Genomic DNA, 25490 nt, shown 5'->3' on the forward strand with positions numbered 1-25490 from the left:
GGGTCAAATCCTCACTGAACCGAGCCTGCCGGCGTGTTCAACAACACAATCGCAGCAGTCACCAGCAAATTGATCAGGGTCAGCGGCAGACAGAACTTCCAGCTGAAATCCATGACCTGGTCATAGCGCGGGCGCGGAATGGAAGCGCGCAGCAAAATGAACAGCATGATGAAGAACGCGGTTTTCAAGGCGAACCAGAAGAACGCAAGCGATGGCAGAATATCGAACGGACCATGCCAGCCACCGAAGAACAGCGTGACCAGCAGCGCCGAGATCAGGATGATCCCGATGTACTCGCCCACGAAGAACATGCCCCATTTCATGCCGGCATATTCAATGTGGTAGCCATCAGCCAGTTCCTGCTCGGCTTCCGGTTGGTCGAACGGGTGACGGTGAGTCACCGCGACGCCTGCGATTAAGAAGGTACAGAAGCCGAAGAACTGCGGAATGATGAACCACAGGTTCTGCGCCTGATACTCAACGATGTCGCGCATGTTGAACGAGCCGACCTGAACCACAATGCCCATCAGCGCCAGGCCCATGAACACTTCGTAGGACACGGTTTGCGCCGAGGCGCGCAAGCTGCCCAGCAGGGCAAACTTGTTGTTGCTCGACCAGCCCGCGAACAGTACGGCATACACCGACAGACCGGCCATGGCGAAGAAGAACAGCAGGCCGATGTTCAGGTCCGCCACGCCCCAGGTCGGGGTGATCGGGATGACCGCAAAGGGAATCAGCAAGGCGCTCATGGCCACGACCGGTGCCAGGGTGAAGATCACTTTGTCGGCAAACGGCGGGTTCCAGTCTTCCTTGAAGAACATTTTCAACATGTCAGCTGCGATCTGGAACATGCCGAACGGGCCGACGCGGTTCGGACCATAACGGTCCTGCCACCAGCCCAGCAGACGACGTTCCACAAAGCTCAGCAGCGCGCCGCAGACCACAACGGCCAGCAGCACGACAATGGCTTTGACGGCCGCAATGATTGCGTCGATCACATCAGGGGTAAACCAGGTCATTGCGCTGCCTCCTGCAGACCGTCAACGGATTTGCCGAAGAGTGCTGGCGAAATGCCCGGCAACCCGACTGGCAATGCCACCAGACCCGAACCCAGCTCTTCGTTGATGCGCAGTGGCAGTGTCAGCGATTGGCCCGCAATGCTCAGGGAGAGCAGGGCACCTTCGTTGACGCCCAGACGATCGGCTTCGGACTTGGCCAGTGCCACGTAAGGCTGCGGAATGCGCTCCTGAACCGGCGCGGCCAGGGACGAGGTTTCGTCGCTGCCGAACAGGTGGAAGAACGGCACGACCTGCCAGGTACCGCGCTCCGGAGAGAACGCGCGTGGCACGCTGGAGAACCACGAGAGGCCATCGCCCTGGCTTTCGATCAGGCGTGTGCCCGGATCGCCAGCGCGCAGATGACCACCGACTTCGTCCTGGAACTTGTTCCAGGCCTGCGGCGAGTTCCAGCCCGGAGACCAGGCGAATGGTACTTGCTGGCGCGGTTCGGCCGACCCCGAATACCCTTCCATCGAGAAAGAGAATGCGGTGTCGTTGTCTTGCGAGGTGCGAGGCTCATGCACGCTGATGTTAGCGCGCATGGCCGTACGACCGCTGTAACGCAGCGGTTCTCGAGCCAGCTTCAGGCCCTTGATACGGAACGAGGCAGACGGTGCAGCGTTGACGATACCGGCCAGTTGCGCAGTGCTGCCAGCACAGGCTTCGGTGACGTGATCGAGTTGCGTCCAGTCAACCGGCTTGTTCAGCAAGGTCGCGCGCAGGGCGTGCAGCCAGCGCCAGCCTTCGTGAACCAGAATGCTGGCATCCAGGTAGGTCGGATCGAACACCTGGAAGAAGCGCTGGGCGCGGCCTTCCTGGCTTACCAGCGTGCCATCGCCTTCAGCGAAGCTGGCAGCCGGCAGAACCAGGTGCGCACGATCACTGGTCGGGGTTTTCTGATGGTCGGCGACGATCACGACTTTGGCCGCGCTCAGCGCAGCGTCGACGATTTTGGCGTCTACACGGCGATACAGATCGTTTTCCAGCACTACGATGGCGTCGGCCTGACCTGAAATCACTGCTTGCAGGGCGGCATCGACAGAGTCGCCACCGAACATTGCCAGCCCCATGCTGTTGGCTTCCGGGACGATCAGGCTGATGGAACCTTGCTTGTCGCGGAGCTTCAAGGCCTTGGCAATGTTTGCCGCCGCTTCGATCAGCGCTGTCGAACCCAGCGAACTGCCGGAAATGATCAGCGGACGTTTGGCAGCAAGCAGGGCATTGGCAATACGCTGCGCCAGTTCCAGCGCCTCGCTGTCCAGGCCTTCGACGGCCGGTGCGCTGGCATCCAGTGCGTGGGCAACCGCAAAGCCGATGCGCGCGAGGTCATCCGGCGCGGCGTGGACACATTCTTCTGCGATGTCGTCGAGTCGGGTTTCAGCCAGGCTTGCGATGAACAGCGGGTTCAGTTCGTGCTGACCGATGTTCTTAACGGCAGCATCGAGCCACGGCTGGACTTTCATCGCCGCCGCCATGTCTTCTGCCTTGCCCTTGACCGCCTGACGCAAGCCAAGCGCCATGCGCGCTGCGGTCTGGGTCAGGTCTTCGCCGAGGACGAAAATGGCGTCGTGATCTTCGATGTCACGCAGGGTCGGAATCGGCAGCGGGCTGTCGTTGAGCACCTTGAGGATCAGGCGCACACGTTCCAGCTCACCCGCTTCGATGCCGCTGTAGAAGTGTTCGGCACCGACCAGTTCACGCAGTGCGTAGTTGCTTTCCAGGCTGGCGCGAGGCGAGCCGATGCCGACAATGTTACGACCGCGCAACAGGTCTGCAGCCTTGTCCAGGGCTTCATCCAGGCTCAGTTTGACCTGGCCGTCGGCCAGCAGCGGCTGACGTGGACGGTCGGTGCGGTTGACATAGCCATAGCCAAAACGGCCACGGTCGCACAGGAAGTACTGGTTGACCGAACCGTTGTAGCGGTTTTCGATGCGGCGCAGTTCACCGTAACGTTCGCCCGGGCTGATGTTGCAGCCGCTGGAGCAGCCGTGGCAGATGCTCGGTGAAAACTGCATGTCCCACTTGCGGTTGTAGCGCTCGGAGTGAGTCTTGTCGGTGAACACACCGGTCGGACAGACCTCGGTGAGGTTGCCGGAAAACTCGCTTTCCAGCGTGCCGTCTTCGACGCGGCCGAAGTACACGTTGTCGTGCGCGCCGTAAACGCCCAGATCGGTGCCGCCAGCGTAGTCTTTATAGAAGCGCACACAGCGATAACAGGCGATGCAGCGGTTCATCTCGTGCGCGATGAACGGACCCAGTTCCTGATTCTGGTGGGTACGCTTGGTGAAGCGATAACGGCGCTCGTTGTGGCCGGTCATCACAGTCATGTCTTGCAGATGGCAGTGACCGCCTTCCTCACAGACCGGGCAGTCGTGCGGGTGGTTGGTCATCAGCCATTCGACGACACTGGCACGGAAGGCCTTGGATTCATCATCTTCGATGGAGATCCAGGTGTTGTCGGTGGCTGGCGTCATGCAGGACATGACGATACGACCACGGGTATCGTTCTCGTCGGTGTACTGCTTGACCGCGCACTGGCGACAGGCGCCAACGCTGCCAAGGGCGGGGTGCCAGCAGAAATAAGGGATGTCGAGGCCCAGCGACAGACATGCCTGTAACAGGTTGTCTGCGCCATCGACTTCGAGCGCTTTGCCGTCTACGTGGATAGTAGCCATGGTTCAAAGGTCTTCGTTGGCCCGTTGTCAGCGGGCGTGGCTAATGGAATCTCGGTAGTACCCGTATCGTTCAGCCCGCGAGGGCGTCAGCAGGTACGAGGACGGCGGCCCGAACAGCCGCCGACCGGTGTGTCTTGTTATGCGCCGACCACGGTCGGACTTTTACCCGGAACAAGCGTGGCTGCGCTGGCGGGCGCAATACCGGCTTCGAACTCCGAACGGAAATACTTGATCGCACTGCCCAACGGCTCAACGGCACCTGGTGCATGAGCACAGAACGTCTTGCCAGGGCCAAGGAAGTTGACCAGGCCCAGCAGGGTGTCGATATCACCCGGCTGGCCATGACCGTTCTCGATGGCACGCAGTATTTTCACGCTCCATGGCAGGCCATCGCGACATGGGGTGCAGAAGCCACAGGACTCCTGAGCGAAGAACTCTTCCATGTTGCGCAGCAGCGATACCATGTTGACCGAGTCGTCGACGGCCATTGCCAGGCCTGTGCCCATCCGGGTGCCAACCTTGGCGATACCGCCTGCGTACATCTGCGCGTCCAGATGCTCCGGCAGCAGGAAACCAGTCCCTGCACCGCCGGGCTGCCAGCACTTGAGCGTGAAGCCGTCGCGCATGCCGCCGGCATAGTCTTCGAACAATTCGCGAGCCTGAACACCAAACGGCAGCTCCCACAGGCCAGGGTTTTTAACCTTACCGGAGAAGCCCATCAGCTTGGTGCCGTGATCTTCACTGCCTTCGCGCGCCAGCGATTTGTACCAGTCGTTGCCGTTGTTGACGATGGCTGGCACGTTGCACAGGGTTTCGACGTTGTTGACACAGGTCGGCTTGCCCCAGACGCCTACCGCAGCAGGGAAGGGCGGCTTGGAGCGCGGGTTGGCGCGGCGACCTTCCAGCGAGTTGATCAGTGCGGTTTCTTCACCGCAAATGTAACGACCGGCGCCGGTGTGCACGAACAGCTCGAAATCGAAGCCGGTGCCAAGAATGTTCTTGCCCAGCAAACCTGCAGCCTTGGCTTCGGCCACGGCGCGGTTCAAGTGCTTCGCAGCCGTCACGTATTCGCCACGCAGAAAGATGTAGCCGCGATAGGCCTTCAAGGCGCGGGCGCTGATCAGCATGCCCTCGACCAGCAGATGGGGCAGTTGCTCCATCAGCATGCGGTCTTTCCAGGTGTTGGGCTCCATCTCGTCCGCGTTGCACAGCAGGTAGCGGATGTTCATGGATTCGTCTTTGGGCATCAGGCCCCACTTCACGCCAGTGGGGAAGCCCGCACCGCCGCGACCCTTGAGGCCGGAGTCCTTGACCGACTGAACGATATCGTCAGGCGCCTGCTGAGTCAGCGCCTTGCGCGCCGCCGCATAGCCGTCTTTGGTCTGGTACTCGTCGAGCCAGACCGGCTCGCCGTCATCGCGCAGACGCCAGGTCAGCGGATGGGTTTCTGCCGTGCGCGCAATGCGGTTGGCAGGGCCGAAGGACGTGATGGTCATAGGTAACCCTCCAGCATCTTGGCAACGGTAGCAGGCTGTACATCGCCGAAAGTGTCGTCATCGACCATTACGGCCGGGGCTTTGTCGCAGTTGCCCAGGCAGCAGACCGGCAGCAACGTGAAACGACCGTCAGCGGTGGTTTGCCCCAGGCCGATGCCCAGCGAGGTCTTGATCTCGTCCACCACGTTTTCGTGGCCGCCAATGAAGCACACCATGCTATTGCAGACGCGAATGATGTGCCGCCCAACAGGTTGGCGGAAGATCTGACTATAGAAGGTGGCAACGCCTTCGACGTCGCTGGCAGGTATGCCCAGCATATCGCCAATGGCGTAGATGGCGCCGTCGGGCACCCAGCCACGTTCCTTCTGAACGATTTTCAGGGCTTCGATGGACGCCGCACGCGGGTCCTCGTAGTGGTGCAACTCGTGCTCGATGGCCGAGCGCTCGGTTTCGCTCAAGACGAAACGGTCAGTCTGAATCAGCGGGCTATTCATGCTTAGCGGTCCACGTCGGCCATAACGAAATCGATACTACCCAGATACGCGATCAAGTCCGCGACCATGCTGCCCTGGATCACCGAAGGGATCTGCTGCAGGTGCGGGAAACTTGGGGTGCGTATCCGGGTACGGTAGCTCATGGTGCCGCCGTCGCTCGTCAGGTAATAGCTGTTGATACCCTTGGTCGCTTCGATCATCTGGAAGGATTCGTTGGCCGGCATGACCGGACCCCACGAAACCTGCAGGAAGTGCGTGATCAGGGTTTCGATGTGTTGCAGCGTGCGCTCTTTCGGCGGCGGGGTCGTCAGCGGGTGATCCGCCTTGTACGGACCTTCCGGCATGTTGCGCATGCATTGATCAATGATCTTGATGCTCTGGCGCATCTCTTCGACGCGGACCATGCAGCGGTCATAGGCATCGCCGTTCGCGGCAAGCGGTACTTCGAACTCGAAATTCTCGTAGCCCGAGTAAGGACGGGCCTTGCGCAAGTCGAAGTCGCAGCCGGTGGAACGCAGGCCTGCACCGGTGACGCCCCATTCCAGGGCCTCTTTGGTGTTGTAGGCAGCGACGCCGACGGTACGGCCTTTGAGAATGCTGTTCTGCAAAGCGGCCTTGGTGTATTCGTCGAGGCGCTTTGGCAGCCAGTCGACGAAGTCCTTGACCAGTTTTTCCCAGCCGCGTGGCAGGTCGTGAGCAACCCCGCCGATGCGATACCAGGCCGGATGCAGGCGGAAGCCGGTAATGGCCTCGATCACGGTGTAGGCTTTCTGGCGGTCAGTGAACGTGAAGAACACCGGCGTCATGGCGCCCACATCCTGGATGTAGGTGCCCAGGAACAGCAGGTGGCTGGTGATACGGAAGAACTCGGCCATCATGATGCGGATGACGTCGACTTTCTCCGGCACCTTGATGCCCGCCAGTTTCTCGACCGATAGCACGTACGGCAGGTTGTTCATCACGCCGCCGAGGTAATCGATACGGTCGGTGTACGGGATGAAGCTGTGCCAGGACTGGCGCTCCGCCATTTTCTCGGCGCCACGGTGGTGGTAGCCGATGTCCGGAACGCAGTCGACGATTTCTTCGCCGTCCAGTTGCAGGATGATGCGGAATGCACCGTGAGCAGAAGGGTGGTTCGGCCCCAGGTTGAGGAACATGTAATCCTCATTCTGGCCTGAACGTTTCATGCCCCAGTCTTCCGGGCGGAAGCGCGCGGCTTCTTCTTCCAGTTGCTGTTTGGCGAGGGTCAGGCTGTAAGGGTCGAACTCGGTTGCGCGGGCAGGGAAGTCCTTGCGCAGCGGGTGACCTTCCCAGGTCGGCGGCATCATGATGCGGCTCAGGTGCGGGTGGCCCGGGAAGTCGATACCGAACATGTCCCAGACTTCGCGCTCGTACCAGTTGGCATTCGGCCAGATGCTGGTGATGGTCGGCACGCTCAGGTCGCTTTCGGACAGCGCTACCTTGATCATCACGTCGCTGTTTCGTTCGATCGACAGCAGGTGATAGAAAACGGTGAAGTCGGCACCCGGCAGGCCCCGGCGATTGGTGCGCAAACGCTCGTCCACGCCATGCAGGTCGTAGAGCATGGAGTAAGGCTTTGGCACGTTACGCAGGAACGTCAGGATTTCGAACAGTCGGGCGCGCTCGACCCACAGCACAGGCATGCCGGTGCGCGTCGGCTGGGCAGTGAAGGCCTCGGCGCCAAAACGGTTGTTCAGTTCAACGACGACATCTTGGTCGTCAGCCTTGTAAGGCGGGATGTACAGAGCGTTGTCTGCAGTCATAGGTCTCAATCACTTCGGTCAACGTACAGAATCAACCCCGGTTCCTGTCTTTTTTATAAGAAGAACGGGCTGTATCAGACTTCGTCGGGGCTGCGCAGGTTGGTCACCTGAATACGCTGTTCGCGGCGCTGTTCCTTTTGCGAAGGCATCTCGGCGCGGTACACGCCCTGATCGCCGACGACCCAGGAAAGAGGGCGACGCTCCTTGCCGATGGATTCCTGTAGCAGCATCAGGCCTTGCAGAAAAGCTTCGGGGCGGGGCGGGCAGCCGGGCACGTAGACATCCACGGGAAGGAATTTGTCCACCCCCTGGACCACTGAGTAGATGTCGTACATGCCACCGGAGTTGGCACACGAACCCATGGAAATGACCCACTTGGGTTCGAGCATTTGCTCGTAGAGACGCTGGATGATCGGCGCCATCTTGATGAAGCAGGTACCGGCGATAACCATGAAATCCGCCTGCCGCGGCGATGCCCTGATGACTTCGGCGCCAAAGCGCGCGATGTCATGGGGCGCCGTGAAGGCGGTGGTCATTTCTACATAGCAGCACGACAGGCCGAAGTTGTAGGGCCACAGGGAGTTTTTACGCCCCCAGTTGACCGCACCATTCAGCACGTCTTCCAGCTTGCCCATGTAGATGTTTTTGTGGACTTGATCTTCTAACGGATCGGAAACGGTTTCCCGCTTGCCGATGGGGTACTGCTCGTTAGGAGCGTCCGGGTCGATCCTGGTGAGATTATATTGCATCGCCAAAGCCTCATTGTTTCAGCTTCGCTTGCCGATTACGGCGACCTTCAGGAGCCCAGTCAAGAGCGCCAACCCGCCATAGGTAGACAAGACCTGCCAACAGAATTGCTATGAAAACGAGAGCTTCGACGAATCCGGTCCAGCCGCTTTCGCGGACGGACACAGACCAGGCAAAGAGAAAAAGGGCTTCGATGTCAAAGATCACGAAAAGCATCGCGACCAGATAGAATTTTGCGGAGAGCCGCAGACGCGCACTGCCGGTGGGCAGCATGCCGGATTCGAAAGGTTCGTTCTTGCTGCGGCCCCAAGCCTTGCTGCCGAGCAGGCTGGACAGGCCGAGCATGAAGGCGCAAAGGCCGACAACACCCAAAAGGAAAATGGCGAAGCCCCAATTATGGGCAATCAGACCTGTCGATTCGGGCATGCTGGCAGTCCTTATTAGAGAGCAAAGGTCTCTGTGCTTGATAAAGAGTCGAGGCAGTGACGAAATGTCGCAGTGCGGTCAACAAATTGATTTTATGTGCAAACAGTTGGCAAGTAAATTTTCTACATCAAATTTATTCAAGGAATTAATCGCAGGTCGGCCCTTCAAGCCTCTGCAGAGCCTGTGGGGCGGGCATTAGCAGGGTTTTCGTTAATTATGTTTCTGGAACACGAAAATGGCCTAAAGGTAATTTGAATGATAATTGATATCATTTGAGCGCCTTTAATAGTTCTTCACGGGAGGGTAGGGCCCTAGTTACAGGCTGCGTTACAAGTGACGACCGTTTAATCATGCGTCATTTGTAGCATCCGGAAGCGAACTCCGGGTTGTCTGAAATCAATACAGGCAATATCCGACACAAAAAACAGACCGCCCCTACGGACGGTCTGTTTTTTCAACGCATTGCGCGGCGTGTCAGTGGAATTGCTCTTCTTCTGTGGAGCCGGTCAGTGCAGTGACCGATGACACGCCGCCCTGGATTACGGTGGTCATGTCATCGAAATAACCGGTGCCCACTTCCTGCTGGTGGGCCACAAAGGTGTAGCCTTTGGCCGCGTCGGCGAACTCCTGTTCCTGCAGCTTCACGTACGCCGTCATGTCGTTGCGGGCGTAGTCATGCGCCAGGTTGAACATGCTGTGCCACATGTTGTGGATGCCTGCCAGGGTGATGAACTGGTGCTTGTAACCCATGGCCGAAAGCTCGCGCTGAAATTTGGCGATGGTCGCGTCATCGAGGTTTTTCTTCCAGTTGAAGGAGGGCGAACAGTTGTAGGAGAGCAATTGATCCGGGTACTCCTTCTTGATCGCCTCGGCGAAGCGACGTGCCTCGTCCAGGTCCGGCTTGGCGGTTTCACACCAGATCAGGTCGGCATAAGGCGCATAGGCCAGGCCGCGAGAAATCGCCTGATCCAGGCCCGCGCGGACCTTGTAGAAACCTTCATGAGTGCGCTCGCCGGTCACGAACGCCTTGTCGTAGGGGTCGCAGTCAGAGGTCAGCAGGTCTGCCGCATTGGCGTCGGTGCGCGCCAGAATAATCGTAGGTACGCCGGCGACATCGGCTGCCAGGCGCGCAGCCACCAGTTTCTGGATCGCTTCCTGAGTCGGAACCAGCACCTTGCCACCCATGTGCCCGCATTTCTTCACCGATGCCAGTTGATCTTCGAAGTGCACACCCGCAGCACCGGCCTCGATCATGTTTTTCATCAGTTCGTACGCATTCAGCACGCCACCAAAGCCCGCCTCGGCATCCGCCACGATAGGCGCGAAATAGTCGATGTAGCCTTCGTCGCCCGGCGTTTTACCGGCTTTCCATTGAATCTGGTCAGCACGTCGGAACGAGTTGTTGATGCGCTTGACCACTGTCGGCACCGAGTCGACCGGGTACAGCGACTGATCCGGGTACATGGATTCGGCAGAGTTGTTGTCGGCAGCCACTTGCCAGCCGGAAAGGTAAATCGCCTGAATGCCGGCCTTGACCTGCTGCACGGCCTGACCACCGGTCAGAGCGCCCATGCAGTTGACGAAGTCCTTGTCTGGCCGAAAAGAGGGCCTGGCACCCTGGGTCACCAGATTCCACAGTTTGTCAGCGCCCAGTCTTGCGAAGGTGTGCTCGGGTTGAACCGAGCCCCGCAATCGGACCACATCGGCTGCAGAGTAAGTACGGGTGACGTTTTTCCAGCGCGGATTTTCGGCCCAGTCTTTTTCGAGAGCCGCTATTTGTTGTTCGCGTGTCAGTGCCATTTGGATACCCCAAGAAGTAGGTCTTGATCAGAAGTCCTGCTCCGCCAAAAAGCCTCGTTTACCGAAGGCACTGTAGATGGCTGCTCGCTGCTCGGAGAGCGACGATCGAAGGCTTTTTGCGAAGCCTTCGATCAGCGGGAGCGAGGCAATCATGCCTCGGGGTGTAGGGGGCGTCAAACGTTTTGTAGTGCTTTTTTACTTTCACTACATAATTGTAGGGCAAGACTTATGAGTCACTAAAAGGCCCGCAGGTGCTGGCTTTCGCGCCAGCTCAGACTATTCGAGGCTTTCGACCTTCACACGCAAAATCATGTCGCTGCGACCCTGAGTGGAATAGCGTTGGGCAAAGCCTCTTTGATCGGCAACGGATTGATCGCTATTGCTCGCCAGCGTGATCCACTCGCCAAGACGGCCGCTGACCTGGCTGTCAGTACTTTGCACCTTGATGGCGTCAGGGCGTTCCTGGCTCATGCGGTCATGGTTGGTGCTGATGGTCAGGTGAACGGTGTCGCCGGTTACGCTGGCAGTGACATAGAACCCCTGGGTGACATTGCGGTATTCAGTGTTGCTCTGTGAGTAGCCGTAGGAGTCCGTGGACGAAGACGTCAGCGGGACGCTCTGTCCGACCTGAATCAATGCCGGCGTACCTTCGCTGGTCTGAACCTGCTGCACGCCGCCGCTGTCGCGGCTCGCGGTGCCGTAATCGATAACGCGTGAGCCATTGCTGCTGCTCGTGGCGTTTTCGCTGGTGTCGACGCTGATCAGCAAGCGCTTTGGCGCGGTATCCAGTTGCGATAGCAGGCTGCGAAGTTCTTCGATCTTGCGCGAATCGGCATTGACGATCAGCTGATTGCCATAGGCGCTGACCGAGCCGTCGGCACCCAGAAAAGATTTGGCCACCGGCAGCAGGTCGGCACTGGTGCGGTAGTTGAGCGGGACAACTTCGGTCGCTGCGAGGGTCTGAGCGCTGAATGCGATCAGTACTGAGGTGAGTACTGTGTTAAGCAGGTTACGGATTGACATGTTCATTCTCCGCGGTAAGCGCGTAAAGCATGAGTTTGCCACTGTATCGGCCATGGGGGATCAGGCTGAATGGTCCACCACAAAAAAGCCCTGCTGTTTTTCGTTTCGACCTTTGTGGTATCGAGCGGAAAAGGGCAGGGCGATCATTATGTAGTGCCGTGAAAAGTGCCTACATACTCAGTTTTCAGGTGTCTCGCGGCGCATCTCGACGTGCGGTAAACCGGCTTCGAGAAACTCGTCACTGACCACGGCAAAGCCGAAGTGCTGGTAAAACTCGACAGCCTGCACCTGAGCGCTGAGCTTCAACGGCTTTAGCCCGCGTTGCTCGGCTTCATGAATCACCGCGCTAAGCAACGCCTCGCCGACCTTCAGGCCACGCCAGTCCTTGAGCACCGACAGGCGACCAATTTCACCGTCGGGCAGCAGGCGAGCGGTGCCTACTGCGTATTCCCCTTCATACGCGAGAAAGTGCACAGCCCCGGCGTCCTCGGCATCCCATTCCAGTTCGGGTGGCACGCACTGCTCGGCAATAAATACCGAATCGCGTATGCGCCGGATATCGGCGTTGTTCTTCTGCCATTGGGCGACAGCTACAGTGACTTTATTCATCGGCGAATCCTAGGCTTCCTTGTTTTACGAGTTCGCAAAGCAGATTGCGTCCATCGTCATCGGCCAACCACTGGCCGAGGTTTTCACTGTGCAATGCGTCGGCAGCACAGATCAGTTTCAGCAGCTCACGCAGGCTGCCCGGTAACAAGCGGCTCTGACCACTGGCAAACAGTAGCAGATCGTCGTCGACTTCAGACCAGGCCAGCCTTGCACTTGGGTTGCGAATCAGTACAGCGCCCTGTTCGAGGCTGTCGAGCAGATCGGCTTCTTCCAGCTCCGGGCCGGTGACCAGTTCCGGGTAGCGTGGCTCGGTCATGAACTGGCCAAACCAGGTGAGCAGCAGGCGTTCGTCGCTCATGTGCTCGGCCAGCAGCGCTTTGAGTCGGTCGAGCGCGTCGTGCTGGATCTGATGCGGATCGCTGGCCGGCTGCGCATCAGCGTCGGTATAGCGCTCTTCGTCCGGAATGAACTGGCTGAGGAAGTCGGTGAAGTGGGTCAGCACTTCGGCAGCACCAGGGGCGCGGAAGCCAACCGAATAAGTCAGGCAATCGTCAACAGCGACGCCGCAGTGGGCCAGGCGCGGCGGCAGATAAAGCATGTCACCGGGTTCCAGCGTCCACTCTTCGGTTTTTTCGAATTCGGCAAGAATGCGCAGGTCGGCGTGCTGCAGCAACGGGCTTTCGGCATCGCACATCTGGCCGATCTGCCAGTGGCGCTTGCCGTGGCCTTGCAGCAGGAACACGTCATAATTATCGAAATGCGGGCCAACGCCGCCGCCAGGTGCGGCATAGCTGATCATCACATCGTCAATACGCCAGCTTGGCAGAAAGCGGAAGTTTTCCAGCAGTTCACTGACTTCCGGAACGAACTGGTCCACGGCCTGCACCAACAGGGTCCAGTCGCGCTCGGGCAACTTGCTGAATTCGTCTTCGGCGAATGGGCCGCGACGCAGCTCCCAGGGGCGTTCGCCGTTTTCGATAACCAGGCGTGACTCGACTTCTTCTTCCAGAGCCAGGCCGGCCAGCTCGTCTGCATCAATCGGGCTTTGAAAGTCCGGCAAGGCCTGACGGATCAGAAGCGGTTTTTTCTGCCAGTAGTCACGCAGGAAAACGCGTGCACTGATGCCGCCCAGAAATTGAAGAGGAATATCAGGATTCATGTGTAAGCCCTTGAAATGAAAACGCCCGGCACAGCCGGGCGTGTGCAATTTTTTTGCGTGTCAGATGCGCTTGGCCTGGGCTGCCGCATTGCCGATGTAATTGGCTGGCGTGAGCTTCTTCAGCTCGGCCTTGGCTTGGGCAGGCATATCCAGACCGTCGATGAAAGTTTGCAGCGCTTCAGGGCCGATGCCCTTGCCACGTGTCAGTTCTTTCAATTTTTCATACGGGTTTTCGATGTTGTAACGACGCATTACGGTCTGGATCGGCTCGGCCAGGACTTCCCAGCAGGCGTCCAGATCGGCAGCAATGCGTTGCTCGTTCAATTCCAGCTTGCTGATGCCCTTGAGGCTGGCTTCGTAGGCAATCACGCTGTGTGCAAAACCAACGCCCAGGTTACGCAACACGGTGGAGTCGGTCAGGTCGCGCTGCCAGCGGGAGACGGGCAGCTTGCTCGCCAGGTGCTGGAACAGCGCGTTGGCGATACCCAGGTTGCCTTCGGAGTTTTCGAAGTCGATCGGGTTGACCTTGTGCGGCATGGTCGACGAACCGATTTCGCCAGCGATGGTGCGCTGCTTGAAATAGCCCAGGGAGATGTAGCCCCAGATATCGCGGTCGAAGTCGATCAGGATGGTATTGAAGCGCGCAACGGCGTCGAACAGCTCGGCAATGTAGTCATGCGGCTCGATCTGCGTGGTGTAGGGGTTGAAGCCCAGGCCCAGCTCGTCTTCGATGAAGGCGCGTGCGTTGGCTTCCCAGTCGATATCGGCATAGGCAGAGAGGTGGGCATTGTAGTTGCCGACCGCGCCGTTGATCTTGCCCAGCAAAGGCACTGCGGCGATCTGGGTGATCTGGCGTTCCAGGCGGTAAACCACGTTGGCCAGTTCCTTGCCCAGCGTGGTCGGGGAGGCTGGCTGGCCGTGGGTGCGCGAGAGCATCGGCACGTCGGCGAAGCGGATGGCCAGTTCGCGGATAGCGTCGGCGATCTGGCGCATCAGCGGCAGCATCACGGTGTCGCGGCCTTCGCGCAGCATCAGGGCGTGGGACAGGTTGTTGATGTCCTCGCTGGTGCAGGCAAAGTGAATGAACTCGCTGACGTTTTCCAGCTCCGGCAGCTTGGCAGCCTGTTCCTTGAGCAGGTATTCCACGGCCTTGACGTCGTGGTTGGTGGTGCGCTCGATTTCCTTGACGCGCTCGGCGTGTTCCACCGAAAAATCTTCAGCCAGAGTATTGAGAATGGCATTGGCTTGCGCGGAGAACGCCGGGACTTCGGTGATCTGCGGGTGAGCGGCCAGGCGTTGGAGCCAGCGGACTTCAACCATCACGCGGAAACGGATCAGGCCGTATTCGCTGAAAATAGGGCGCAAGGCTTGGGTTTTGCCGGCGTAACGGCCGTCAACAGGGGAAACCGCAGTGAGCGAAGAAAGCTGCATGGGATGCTCTCGGACAGTCTGGCAACGAAAAGGGCGCACATCATACATGAAAAGTCAGCCGGACCGCAGTCCGCTGACCCGCGTAGACAGCGTCGTGCCTGAGGTGGTGAGGGTTATTGGTGCGCGGCGGATCAGCCGTGCAGCAACGGATAGAGTTCTTTCAATAGCTTGCGACGGCTGAACACCAGCTGCCAGCGATGACCGCCAACTTGCCGCCACAGGCGCGCAGAGCGAATACCTGCCAGCAGAATGGCGCGGATCTTCGAAGCGTTGTTCGGTTGCTGCAGGTTGCGCATGTCGCCCTGCACCTGAATACGCTGGCGCAGAGTGCTCAGGGTGTCTTCGTAAAGTGCGCCGGTCGCGGCGATCACGTTTTCGTGAGCGATGCCGAAATGTTCGACCTGCGATTGAATCACCGGGATGCGTTTGCCAACGATTTCGAGCAGGTCGTCGCGCTTGGCCAGCTGTCGCTCCAGGCCGAGCATCGACAGGGCATAGCGCAGCGGCTCGCGCTGCAGTGTCGCCGGGTCGCGCTCCAGAGCGCTGGCCATGGCGCGATAGCCCTCGTGCAGATTGAGGTCATCACCGCCGTAGACGTCCAGCGTGTCTTTCGGGTCGATCACCAGCAGGCTACCGAGCATGCAGCTCAGTGCCGCTTCGCTGACCTGGCCGGTCTTGGCAATTCGATCAACCAGCACGGCGGCCTGAAATACTCTGCCCAGAGCGATCAGTTGTTCCTGAATCGGGGTCATCAACGCTTGTCCTTGCTGGTCCAGGGTGCGGCAATTTCGATCACGCCGCCGCCCAGACAGATTTCGCCATCGTAGAACACCACGGACTGGCCGGGCGTGACAGCGCGTTGCGGGTCATCGAATGTGGCCCGGTAGCCGTCAGCGGTTTTTTCCAGCGTGCACGGCTGGTCGCTCTGGCGATAACGGACTTTTGCGGTGAGTTTGCGCGGGCTGCTCAGGTCGATCGGGTTGACCCAGTAGATCTCCGAAGACACCAGCGCCCGCGAAAACAACCATGGATGGTCATTGCCCTGGCCAACGATCAGTTCGTTGTTGTCCAGGTCCTTGACCAGCACGTACCACGGGTCATCACTGGCGTCCTTGAGGCCGCCAATGCCCAGGCCCTGGCGCTGACCGATGGTGTGGTACATCAGGCCGCTGTGACGACCGATAACTTCACCTTCGGTGGTCTTGATCTCGCCGGGTTGGGCGGGCAGGTATTGGCGCAGAAAATCGGTGAAGCGGCGCTCGCCTATGAAGCAGATACCGGTGGAGTCCTTTTTCTTGGCCGTGGCCAGGCCGTGTTTCTCGGCAATGGCGCGCACTTCCGGTTTTTCCAGTTCGCCGACCGGGAACAGCGTCCGGGCGATCTGTTCGCCACCGACGGCATGCAGGAAGTAGCTCTGGTCCTTGTTCGGGTCCAGGCCCTTGAGCAGCTCGGTGTGCCCGTCGATATCACGGCGGCGCACATAGTGGCCGGTGGCAATCAGGTCGGCACCCAGCATCAAGGCATAGTCCAGGAAGGCTTTGAACTTGATTTCCCGGTTGCAGAGGATGTCCGGATTTGGGGTACGTCCGGCCTTGTATTCTTCGAGGAAGTGCTCGAAGACGTTGTCCCAGTACTCGGCGGCGAAGTTGGCGGTGTGCAGTTTGATGCCGATCTTGTCGCACACGGCCTGGGCATCTGCCAGGTCTTCGCGGGCGGTGCAATATTCCGTTCCGTCGTCTTCTTCCCAGTTCTTCATGAACAAGCCTTCCACCTGATAACCCTGCTCCATGAGCAGTACGGCGGAAACGGAAGAGTCCACGCCGCCGGACATGCCGACTATGACGCGCTTCATTTCTGAGTTCGAGGGGGCTGGATCACGCATGGGGATTCAACGGCTGACCTGTAAAAGGACGCGATTCTATCAGGCTGAGGGCGTCGAGTCTCACGCCTTGTCACGCAGCAGGTCGAGACTGAAATGTTCGGCGTCGAGGTAATCGTCGAGGCAGCGCATGACCAGTTCGCTGCGCCAGCGCTCCTGCTGAGCCAGCAACTCGTCGCGAGTCAGCCAGATCGCGCCGAGTATGCCGTGGTCCAGCTGATACTCGCAATTGTGGCGCAGGGCTTTGGCGGCGAAGCAGATCCGCTGATAGGTCACGCCGTTGCTTGGCGCGGTGTACAGGTAAATACCCACCACGCTGGTCAGTTCGACGTCCCAGCCGGTTTCTTCCAGGGTTTCCCGCACTGCCGCACGTTGCAGGCTTTCGTTCGGGTCGAGATGCCCGGCAGGTTGATTGAGTACGGCGCGGCCGCCCTTCATTTCCTCGACGAACAGGAAACGGCCCTGATCCTCGACGATGGTGGCGACGGTAACATGGGCTTGCCAGGTCATGGGTTGATCCTCTGCTTGCAGTCTATGGGTAGCCGGTGTTTCAAGCGCTTGAATGCAAAAGCCCCGACACGCAGGCCGGGGCTTTTGGTTGGGCAACGAGGTAAAGCGTTGCGCCGGTTTGCCGTTTACGCTTTCAACGCATCAATAGCTGCGTTGAGCGTTGCGCTAGGGCGCATGGCTTTGCTGGTTACTTCCGGATTGGCGAAATAGTAACCGCCAATGTCCACTGGCTTGCCTTGAACGGCATTCAGCTCGGCAACGATTTTTTCTTCGTTGTCGGTCAGGGTTTTGGCCAGAGGCGTGAACTGTGCCTTGAGGTCTGCGTCGTCATTCTGAGCAGCCAGTGCCTGCGCCCAGAACAGGGTCAGGTAGAAGTGGCTGCCGCGGTTGTCGATACCGCCGACCTTGCGCGAAGGCGACTTGTTGCGATCCAGGAACTCGCCAGTGGCCTGGTCGAGGGTTTTGGACAGAACCAGCGCTTTCGGGTTGTTATACGCGTTACCCAGGTGCTCCAGCGAGGCGGCCAGGGCCAGGAACTCGCCCAGCGAATCCCAGCGCAGGAAGTTCTCTTCAACGAACTGCTGAACGTGCTTGGGAGCCGAACCGCCGGCGCCGGTTTCGAACAGGCCGCCACCGTTCATCAGCGGAACAATCGACAGCATCTTCGCGCTGGTGCCCAGTTCCATGATTGGGAACAGGTCGGTGAGGTAGTCTCGCAGCACGTTACCGGTCACCGAAATGGTGTCCTTGCCGGCGCGAGTGCGCTCCAGGGTCAGCTTCATGGCGTCGACTGGCGAAAGGATCTGGATGTCCAGGCCCGACGTATCGTGGTCGCCCAGGTACTTGCGGACTTTCTCGATCATCACGCTGTCGTGGGCGCGGGAAGCGTCCAGCCAGAAGATGGCCGGCGTGTTGCTCGCGCGAGCGCGGTTGACTGCCAGTTTGACCCAGTCCTGGATCGGCGCGTCCTTGGCCTGGCACATGCGCCAGATATCGCCTGCTTCGACGTTCTGTTCCATCAGCAGGTTGCCCTGGCTGTCGGTCACACGAACCACACCATTGGTCTGGATGTGGAACGTCTTGTCGTGGGAGCCGTATTCTTCGGCTTTCTGAGCCATCAGGCCTACGTTCGGTACGCTGCCCATGGTGGTCGGGTCGAAAGCGCCATTTTTCTTGCAGTCTTCGATGACAGCTTGATAGATGGTGGCGTAGCAACGATCCGGGATCACTGCCTTGGCATCGTGAAGTTGACCGTCGGTGCCCCACATCTTGCCCGAGTCACGGATCATCGCTGGCATCGATGCGTCGACAATTACGTCGCTCGGCACGTGCAGGTTGGTGATGCCCTTGTCGGAGTTGACCATCGCCAGCTGTGGACGAACGGCGTAGACCGCTTCGATGTCAGCCTTGATTTCTGCCTGTTTCTCGGCAGGCAGAGCGCTGATGCGCTCGTAAAGGTCGCCGATGCCGTTGTTCAGGCTGAAGCCGATCTGTTTCAGCGTGTCAGCGTGCTTGGTCAGCGCATCCTTGTAGAACTCGGCGACGATCTGACCGAACATGATCGGGTCGGAGATCTTCATCATGGTGGCTTTCAAATGCACCGAGAACAGAACGCCCTGCTTGCGCGCGTCCTCGATCTCGGCAGCAATGAAGCTGCGCAGTGCTTTGGCGCTCATGACCGAGCAGTCGACGATTTCGCCAGCCTTCAGGGAAGTTTTTTCTTTCAGGACGGTGGTGGTGCCGTCCTGAGCGACCAGTTCGATCTTTACAGTGTTGTCAGCTTCGATCTGCGCGGCTTTTTCGCTGCCGTAGAAGTCACCGTTGCTCATGTGCGCAACGTGGGAATTGGAGTCGGAAGCCCAGGCGCCCATTTTGTGCGGGTGCTTGCGCGCGTAATTCTTGACCGACAGTGGGGCACGGCGATCGGAGTTGCCTTCGCGTAGAACCGGGTTTACAGCGCTGCCCTTGGTCTTGTCGTAACGCGCGCGGGTTTCTTTTTCCGCGTCAGTGGCAGGGTTTTCCGGGTAATCGGGGATGTTGAAGCCCTGCTCCTGAAGCTCCTTGATGGTCGCTTTCAGTTGTGGGACCGAAGCGCTGATGTTAGGCAGCTTGATGATGTTGGCTTCTGGCGTGGTGGCCAGTTTGCCCAGCTCGGCGAGATGATCCGGCACTTGTTGATCGGCGCCAAGCGACTCCGGGAAGCTGGAAAGAACACGGCCCGCCAGAGAGATGTCGCGCGTTTCCACGTCGATATCGGAGGAGGCTGTGAAAGCTTCGATGATAGGCAGCAGCGAGTAGGTGGCGAGGGCCGGAGCTTCGTCGGTGAAGGTGTAGATGATCTTCGAGCGGTTGGACATTCGTATTAACTCTCTGTTTTGCTGAGCATGCACAAAATCTCGATACGCGCAGGGTATGCACTCTTGCCCACGGTTCGGCCATGAGCCCAGGTCGAGGTTTATTCGCGGTGATGTTGGGTGCATCAGTCGAGCGTCAAGCTGTCAGGCCAGGTAGCGACCCGACGCATAAGAAGGCTGAGGGTCTGGTTTCAGACGGGTCAGCCTTTATGACTCTGCGGTCATGGCGCGAGTATATCAAACCATTGGCACCAAGCATTAATGCTATGCGTGCTATCGAATAATGAATATCCGCCGTTGGTCGAAGGTGTCGATGGCCTGGCGTGCATTTGGAGGTGCGATCTGCGTCATGCAGGCCCGCTGGATGGCAGGTTATTCGAGAGGAGGGGAGCAAAATAGTGACATTCTGTTGCGGGTTCCGCTGTTCAAGCGGCGGTGCCCGTTGCGGCGCGCTTTTGGTCGGGGTATCTGCGGTGCAATAACCGCTAATTCGATACCCTGAGGAGTCATGACGGTTTGAAGAGAGCAAAACTTCAGCTTCTTCAAGGTTCGGCACAATCTCATTGCGTACTGTCGGTAATACCGCCAACTGAACCGGCGGTCGGGGTCAGATGTCGACTGTCATATTGTGAGTGACAGATTTCAAGCGTGTGCGTGTTCAGGTACATGCTCAGCGGCGGCATGCGCATCCTTGTGCGGTTCGCTTGTTCTGGCCAGTGATGACTGGATATTTACTGCATGCAGTCCTTTTGGCCCTTGAATGATGTCAAAGCTGACCGGCTGGCCGGCTTTGAGGGTTTTGTAGCCGTCCATCTGGATGGCCGAGAAATGAGCGAACAAGTCTTCATCAGGCTTGCCGTCTTCGAGTATGAATCCATAACCTTTTGCATTGTTGAACCACTTGACTTTTCCGTTAAGCATCGCCATATCCCTCCGCAAAGGACTCCCTCAGGAGTATCGTCCACTTCAATCCGCCTCACCGAAAAATTTTGGTTGACTGCGCGGACCCTTTTTACCCAATGTGGGCTCTATTGTTTGTAACACCGTTTAGCTGATAGTCAAGGTCATGCGGCAGTCCATTTAAAAACCGGTCAGACTGCGACTAGTTGCTCAATCCGCCCTCAAACGAACATTTCTTTCCATGCATGCATTCAGCAAGATTCGACTAACATTCAATCAGGATGGTCCGCAGTCACACGAGGACGACTCGGCAGGCATCGCGGTGCAGGACGCCAAACCGACCCTGCAGGCGCCACCGATGTACAAGGTGGTTTTGTTCAATGATGACTACACCCCGATGGATTTCGTCGTCGAAGTACTCGAGGTGTTTTTTAACCTGAATCGTGAGCTGGCCACCAAAGTCATGCTGGCCGTCCATACAGAGGGACGGGCAGTCTGCGGATTGTTTACCCGCGACATCGCCGAGACCAAGGCGGCGCAGGTCAATCAGTACGCCAGGGAGAGCCAGCATCCGCTACTCTGTGAGATCGAGAAGGACGGTTAAACGCCGACCACTTGGGTATGAGGTGAAGCTATGTTAAACCGTGAGCTCGAAGTCACCCTCAATCTTGCCTTCAAGGAGGCACGTTCGAAGCGTCATGAGTTCATGACGGTCGAGCATCTCCTGCTGGCTCTATTGGATAATGAGGCTGCAGCCACTGTCCTGCGTGCATGCGGCGCAAGCCTCGATAAACTCAAGCATGATCTGCAAGAGTTCATCGACTCTACTACGCCGCTGATCCCCGTCCACGACGAGGACCGCGAGACTCAACCAACGCTGGGTTTTCAGCGCGTGCTGCAACGCGCTGTCTTCCACGTGCAAAGCTCTGGCAAGCGCGAAGTGACCGGCGCCAACGTGCTGGTTGCAATTTTCAGTGAGCAGGAAAGCCAGGCCGTATTTCTGCTCAAGCAGCAGAGTGTGGCCCGGATCGATGTCGTCAACTACATTGCCCACGGTATCTCCAAGGTTCCAGGGCATGGCGAACACTCTTCTGAAGGTGAGCAAGATATGCAGGACGACGAGGGCGGTGAAGCATCTTCCTCAGGCAATCCTCTGGATGCCTATGCCAGCAATCTGAACGAATTGGCGCGTCAGGGGCGCATCGATCCACTGGTCGGCCGCGAAAGCGAAGTCGAGCGTGTGGCGCAGATTCTCGCTCGTCGGCGCAAGAACAACCCATTGTTGGTCGGAGAGGCCGGGGTGGGTAAAACCGCCATTGCCGAAGGCCTTGCCAAGCGTATCGTCGACAATCAGGTGCCTGACCTGCTTGCCAACAGCGTTGTCTATTCGCTTGACCTGGGTGCCTTGCTGGCCGGGACCAAATACCGTGGTGATTTCGAGAAGCGCTTCAAGGCGCTGCTCAACGAACTGCGCAAGCGTCCGCAGGCGATTCTGTTCATCGACGAGATCCACACAATCATTGGTGCCGGTGCGGCGTCCGGTGGGGTGATGGATGCCTCGAATCTGCTCAAGCCAATGTTGTCTTCTGGCGAGATTCGCTGCATCGGTTCAACGACGTTCCAGGAGTTTCGCGGGATTTTCGAGAAGGACCGTGCCTTGGCACGTCGCTTCCAGAAAGTCGATGTGTCCGAGCCTTCGGTTGAAGACACCATCGGAATCCTGCGCGGCCTGAAAAGCCGCTTCGAGCAGCATCACAGCATCGAATACAGTGATGAAGCCTTGCGCGCCGCCGCTGAGCTCGCCTCGCGCTACATCAATGACCGTCATATGCCCGACAAGGCCATCGACGTGATTGACGAGGCGGGTGCCTATCAGCGCCTGCAACCGGTCGAAAAACGCGTCAAGCGCATCGACGTGCCGCAGGTTGAAGACATTGTCGCCAAGATCGCCCGTATTCCGCCGAAACACGTCAACAGCTCTGACAAGGAACTGCTGCGTAACCTGGAGCGCGATCTCAAGTTGACGGTGTTTGGTCAGGATGCGGCGATCGATTCGCTGTCTACGGCCATCAAGCTGTCGCGTGCAGGGCTCAAGTCGCCGGACAAGCCGGTTGGTTCCTTTCTGTTCGCCGGGCCTACCGGTGTCGGCAAGACCGAAGCTGCTCGTCAGCTGGCGAAAGCCTTGGGTGTCGAGCTGATTCGTTTCGACATGTCCGAGTACATGGAGCGTCACACCGTTTCTCGCTTGATCGGTGCGCCTCCTGGCTACGTCGGTTTCGATCAGGGCGGTTTGCTGACAGAAGCCATTACCCGTCAACCACACTGCGTGCTGTTGCTCGATGAAATCGAGAAGGCGCATCCCGAAGTCTTCAATCTGCTGTTGCAGGTTATGGACCACGGTACGCTCACTGATAACAACGGGCGCAAGGCAGACTTCCGCAACGTGATCGTGATCATGACCACCAACGCCGGTGCTGAATCCGCGGCGCGGGCTTCGATCGGTTTCACGCATCAGGACCATTCGTCTGATGCAATGGAAGTGATCAAGAAGAGCTTCACTCCGGAGTTCCGCAACCGTCTGGACACGATCATTCAGTTTGGTCGTCTCAGCCATGAAGTCATCAAGAGCGTGGTGGATAAGTTCCTTACCGAGCTTCAGGCCCAACTGGAAGACAAGCGCGTACTGCTCGAAGTCTCCGAGGCGGCAAGAAGCTGGCTGGCGCAGGGCGGTTACGATGCAGCGATGGGCGCACGCCCGATGGCTCGCCTGATTCAGGACAAGATCAAACGGCCGTTGGCTGAAGAGATCCTGTTTGGCGAGTTGTCAGAGCATGGAGGCGTCGTGCACATCGACATCCGTGATGGCGAGATCACTTTCGATTTCGAAACCACGGCAGAAATGGCCTGACGCCGTAAGCCTCGCCCCGCATTGCTGATTGATGCGGGGCAGGTCGGCAACAACGGTTGATAAACACGCAAACAAAAACGCCCGGCTATGCCGGGCGTTTTCGTTGATGCCTGTTTAACGAGCGCGGTAGGTGATGCGCCCTTTGCTGAGGTCATAGGGCGTCAGTTCTACACGCACCTTGTCGCCGGTCAGAATACGGATGTAATTCTTGCGCATCTTGCCGGAGATATGCGCGGTTACGACGTGCCCGTTTTCCAACTCCACACGAAACATGGTGTTGGGCAGGGTGTCGACGACAGTGCCTTCCATTTCGAAGCTGTCTTCTTTCGACATGCAGTAAAGCCCTCGGTATACAAATGAGTGGCCCGGTGCAAGTGGCGCCAGGCAAAAGCGGCGTGCATTGTGCCCGAAAAAACCAGTTTAAGCCAAGGGGTTCAATACAGAGTGACCCATCTTTGATTGGTCAGTAGCTCGATGGGTCGATATTGGGTCTTGTAATTCATCTTTTTGCAGTTCTTTATCCAGTAACCCAGGTACACCGCTTGCAGCTGCAGCCGGGTGGCTTCGCCGATCTGCCACAAAATCGCGTAGCGGCCCAGACTGCGGCGCTCTTCGTCAGGTTCGTAGAAGGTGTAGACCGCTGAAAGCCCGTTGGGCAGTAGGTCGGTAACGGCGACTGCCAGCAGGCGTTGGTCAACACGAAACTCATAAAAGCGCGAAAACGGCAGGTCGCGAACCAGAAACGTCGAAAACTGCTCCCGGCTTGGGGGAAACATGTCGCCGTCGGCATGGCGCTGCTCGATGTAGCGCTGATAAAGATCGAAATACTCCTGAGTGAACACCGGTTTGGTGCTGCTCACCTGAATGTCGGCATTGCGCTTGAGAATGCGCTTTTGCTGTCTGTCAGGTACGAACAGGTTCACGGGGATGCGCGCGGGCACGCAAGCGCTGCAGTTCTGGCAGTGAGGGCGATAAAGATGATCGCCGCTACGGCGAAAGCCCATGTCCGACAGGTCCGCATAGACCTGCACGTCCATCGGCTGGCTGGGGTCCAGGAACAGGGTGGTCGCCTGCTCCTCGGGCAGGTAACTGCAGGTGTGGGGTTGAGTGGCATAAAACTTCAGTCTTGCCAGCTCTGTCATGATCGCCGCCTAATCGCCGCTTAAAAGGTAAATCCATACCGATGAGTGTATGCCAGCCTGTCAAACTCGCCTAGATAACCAGTCGGCGTCGGTCGGCTGATCCAGGTGGCGGGCCAGGTAATCGGCGAAAGTCTGGCGAGGAATCGAACGCGCGCCAAAGCTATGAAGGTGTTGAGTAGGCATCTGGCAGTCGATCAGCACAAAACCCCAGTCGGTCAGATGCTCTATCAACGTGGCAAAGCCGACTTTGGAGGCGTTGTCTGCGCGACTGAACATCGACTCTCCGAAAAACAGCTGACCCATCGCCAGGCCGTAAAGCCCGCCGACCAGCTCTTCCTGATCCCAGACTTCTACGCTGTGCGCATGGCCGCGGCGGTGCAGCTCCAGGTAGGCGTTCTGCATCGAGCCGGTGATCCAGGTTTCATTGGCGTAACTGCGAGGCGCCGCACAGGCCCTGATCACACGGGCAAAGTCCGTGTCGAAGGTCACGCGATAACGACACTGGCGCAGTACCTTGCCGAGGCTGCGTGAGATGTGCAGCTCTTCGGGAAACAGCACGGTGCGCGGATCAGGTGACCACCACAGGATGGGCTGACCATCCTGGAACCACGGAAAGCAGCCGTGCCGATAAGCCTTGATCAGGCGGTCGGCCGACAAGTCTCCACCGGCTGCCAGCAGCCCGTCGGGTTCACGAAGGGCTTTCTCCAATGGGGGGAAATCCAGGTTGTTGCGGTTTAACCAGGTCAGCATGGCATCACGCCTTTGCGGAAGGGGAGGGCGCACAGGCCTGAAGATGCAACTCTGTACGGTGGGCGTGGTCACAAGCGGTTGTCATTATGGCGCGTACCTTGTACTTGCGGTAATGCGCCGGCATGGCAGCGATGGCCCAGCCTGAAAAGTTGCGGGTAGTTGCCAGAAACACGTCATAAGCCTTTGTCACAAAACGGAATGCATGCTCAAATTGAACGTTATCAGCGAACACGCAGGCAGGTTTGGTCTTTCCGGTGTTGCAGAGGTGTCTGAGCCCGGTCTGGCGCGTTTTCGTACAGACCCCGCTGTGTGTAAAGCCGTACAATGCCTGCTTTGGGTATTATC

The 25490-nt window shown here is 58.4% G+C and carries 22 protein-coding genes; 2 read left to right on the forward strand and 20 right to left on the reverse strand.

The genetic code is table 11. The annotated features are described in order from the left end of the window. Positions 1-11 precede the first annotated feature (11 nt). The 17 genes from nuoH to cspD form a co-directional block, all read right to left on the reverse strand. Complete coding sequence (gene nuoH, locus DW49_RS0113550) at positions 12-1019, reverse strand: NADH-quinone oxidoreductase subunit NuoH (protein WP_005619063.1); 1008 nt, start codon at positions 1017-1019, stop codon at positions 12-14. Then, positions 1016-3733, reverse strand: a complete 2718-nt coding sequence (nuoG, locus tag DW49_RS0113555; RefSeq protein ID WP_005619062.1) for an NADH-quinone oxidoreductase subunit NuoG — start codon at positions 3731-3733, stop codon at positions 1016-1018. The genes nuoH and nuoG overlap by 4 nt, the downstream gene beginning before the upstream one ends. 137 nt (positions 3734-3870) lie before the next feature. After that, the gene (nuoF, locus tag DW49_RS0113560; RefSeq protein WP_024419870.1) at positions 3871-5229 is read right to left on the reverse strand and encodes an NADH-quinone oxidoreductase subunit NuoF; all 1359 of its coding nucleotides are present in this window, start codon (positions 5227-5229) and stop codon (positions 3871-3873) included. Continuing rightward, the gene (gene nuoE / locus DW49_RS0113565) at positions 5226-5723 is read right to left on the reverse strand and encodes an NADH-quinone oxidoreductase subunit NuoE (RefSeq protein ID WP_005619060.1); all 498 of its coding nucleotides are present in this window, start codon (positions 5721-5723) and stop codon (positions 5226-5228) included. The genes nuoF and nuoE overlap by 4 nt, the downstream gene beginning before the upstream one ends. Positions 5724-5725: 2 nt before the next feature. Then, positions 5726-7507, reverse strand: coding sequence for an NADH-quinone oxidoreductase subunit C/D (gene nuoC / locus DW49_RS0113570; RefSeq protein ID WP_005619059.1), 1782 nt, complete (start codon positions 7505-7507; stop codon positions 5726-5728). 74 nt (positions 7508-7581) lie between these two features. Further along, a complete protein-coding gene (locus DW49_RS0113575) occupies positions 7582-8256 on the reverse strand; it encodes a NuoB/complex I 20 kDa subunit family protein (protein ID WP_002554012.1) in 675 nt (224 codons plus the stop codon). Positions 8257-8266: 10 nt separating this feature from the next. Then, entirely contained in the window at positions 8267-8680 is a 414-nt protein-coding gene (locus DW49_RS0113580) for an NADH-quinone oxidoreductase subunit A (RefSeq protein ID WP_002554011.1), read from the reverse strand. Between the two features lie 474 nt (positions 8681-9154). Then, a complete protein-coding gene (gene aceA, locus DW49_RS0113585; RefSeq protein ID WP_005619058.1) occupies positions 9155-10480 on the reverse strand; it encodes an isocitrate lyase in 1326 nt (441 codons plus the stop codon). A 276-nt stretch (positions 10481-10756) separates the two neighbouring features. After that, complete coding sequence (locus tag DW49_RS0113590; protein WP_005619057.1) at positions 10757-11503, reverse strand: secretin N-terminal domain-containing protein; 747 nt, start codon at positions 11501-11503, stop codon at positions 10757-10759. A 177-nt stretch (positions 11504-11680) separates the two neighbouring features. After that, entirely contained in the window at positions 11681-12112 is a 432-nt protein-coding gene (locus DW49_RS0113595; protein ID WP_005619055.1) for a GNAT family N-acetyltransferase, read from the reverse strand. Continuing rightward, positions 12105-13271, reverse strand: coding sequence for a ribosomal protein uL16 3-hydroxylase (locus DW49_RS0113600; protein ID WP_005619053.1), 1167 nt, complete (start codon positions 13269-13271; stop codon positions 12105-12107). The genes DW49_RS0113595 and DW49_RS0113600 overlap by 8 nt, the downstream gene beginning before the upstream one ends. Positions 13272-13331: 60 nt before the next feature. Then, a complete protein-coding gene (purB, locus tag DW49_RS0113605; protein ID WP_003380132.1) occupies positions 13332-14702 on the reverse strand; it encodes an adenylosuccinate lyase in 1371 nt (456 codons plus the stop codon). Positions 14703-14833: 131 nt separating this feature from the next. Beyond that, positions 14834-15454 (reverse strand): high frequency lysogenization protein HflD, encoded by a 621-nt coding sequence (gene hflD / locus DW49_RS0113610; protein WP_005619052.1) that lies wholly within the window; start codon positions 15452-15454, stop codon positions 14834-14836. Further along, a complete protein-coding gene (gene mnmA / locus DW49_RS0113615; protein ID WP_024419869.1) occupies positions 15454-16584 on the reverse strand; it encodes a tRNA 2-thiouridine(34) synthase MnmA in 1131 nt (376 codons plus the stop codon). The genes hflD and mnmA overlap by 1 nt, the downstream gene beginning before the upstream one ends. 60 nt (positions 16585-16644) lie before the next feature. Further along, positions 16645-17091 carry an NUDIX hydrolase gene (locus tag DW49_RS0113620; protein WP_003380135.1) on the reverse strand — a complete coding sequence of 149 codons (447 nt, stop codon included), beginning with the start codon at positions 17089-17091 and terminating at the stop codon, positions 16645-16647. 125 nt (positions 17092-17216) lie between these two features. Then, entirely contained in the window at positions 17217-19448 is a 2232-nt protein-coding gene (locus DW49_RS0113625) for an NADP-dependent isocitrate dehydrogenase (RefSeq protein ID WP_005619048.1), read from the reverse strand. Positions 19449-20087: 639 nt separating this feature from the next. Beyond that, complete coding sequence (cspD, locus tag DW49_RS0113630) at positions 20088-20366, reverse strand: cold shock domain-containing protein CspD (protein ID WP_020326768.1); 279 nt, start codon at positions 20364-20366, stop codon at positions 20088-20090. 220 nt (positions 20367-20586) lie between these two features. On the opposite strand from cspD, the gene clpS reads away from it, so the two are divergent. Both clpS and clpA read left to right on the forward strand, forming a co-directional pair. Further along, entirely contained in the window at positions 20587-20949 is a 363-nt protein-coding gene (gene clpS / locus DW49_RS0113635; protein WP_003380148.1) for an ATP-dependent Clp protease adapter ClpS, read from the forward strand. Between the two features lie 30 nt (positions 20950-20979). Beyond that, positions 20980-23253, forward strand: coding sequence for an ATP-dependent Clp protease ATP-binding subunit ClpA (clpA, locus tag DW49_RS0113640; RefSeq protein WP_005619046.1), 2274 nt, complete (start codon positions 20980-20982; stop codon positions 23251-23253). Positions 23254-23367: 114 nt separating this feature from the next. Here the strand turns inward: clpA and infA are convergent, their stop codons facing one another. From infA to aat, 3 genes are all read right to left on the reverse strand, one after another. Further along, positions 23368-23586: a translation initiation factor IF-1 gene (gene infA, locus DW49_RS0113645; RefSeq protein WP_002553999.1), complete on the reverse strand. Its 219-nt coding sequence runs from the start codon at positions 23584-23586 to the stop codon at positions 23368-23370. 101 nt (positions 23587-23687) lie between these two features. Beyond that, entirely contained in the window at positions 23688-24395 is a 708-nt protein-coding gene (locus DW49_RS0113650; protein ID WP_003380150.1) for an arginyltransferase, read from the reverse strand. Between the two features lie 60 nt (positions 24396-24455). After that, the gene (gene aat, locus DW49_RS0113655; RefSeq protein WP_005618959.1) at positions 24456-25145 is read right to left on the reverse strand and encodes a leucyl/phenylalanyl-tRNA--protein transferase; all 690 of its coding nucleotides are present in this window, start codon (positions 25143-25145) and stop codon (positions 24456-24458) included. Positions 25146-25490 lie beyond the last annotated feature (345 nt).

Source organism: Pseudomonas avellanae BPIC 631, assembly GCF_000444135.1.
In the GTDB taxonomy this organism is placed as follows: domain Bacteria; phylum Pseudomonadota; class Gammaproteobacteria; order Pseudomonadales; family Pseudomonadaceae; genus Aquipseudomonas; species Aquipseudomonas avellanae.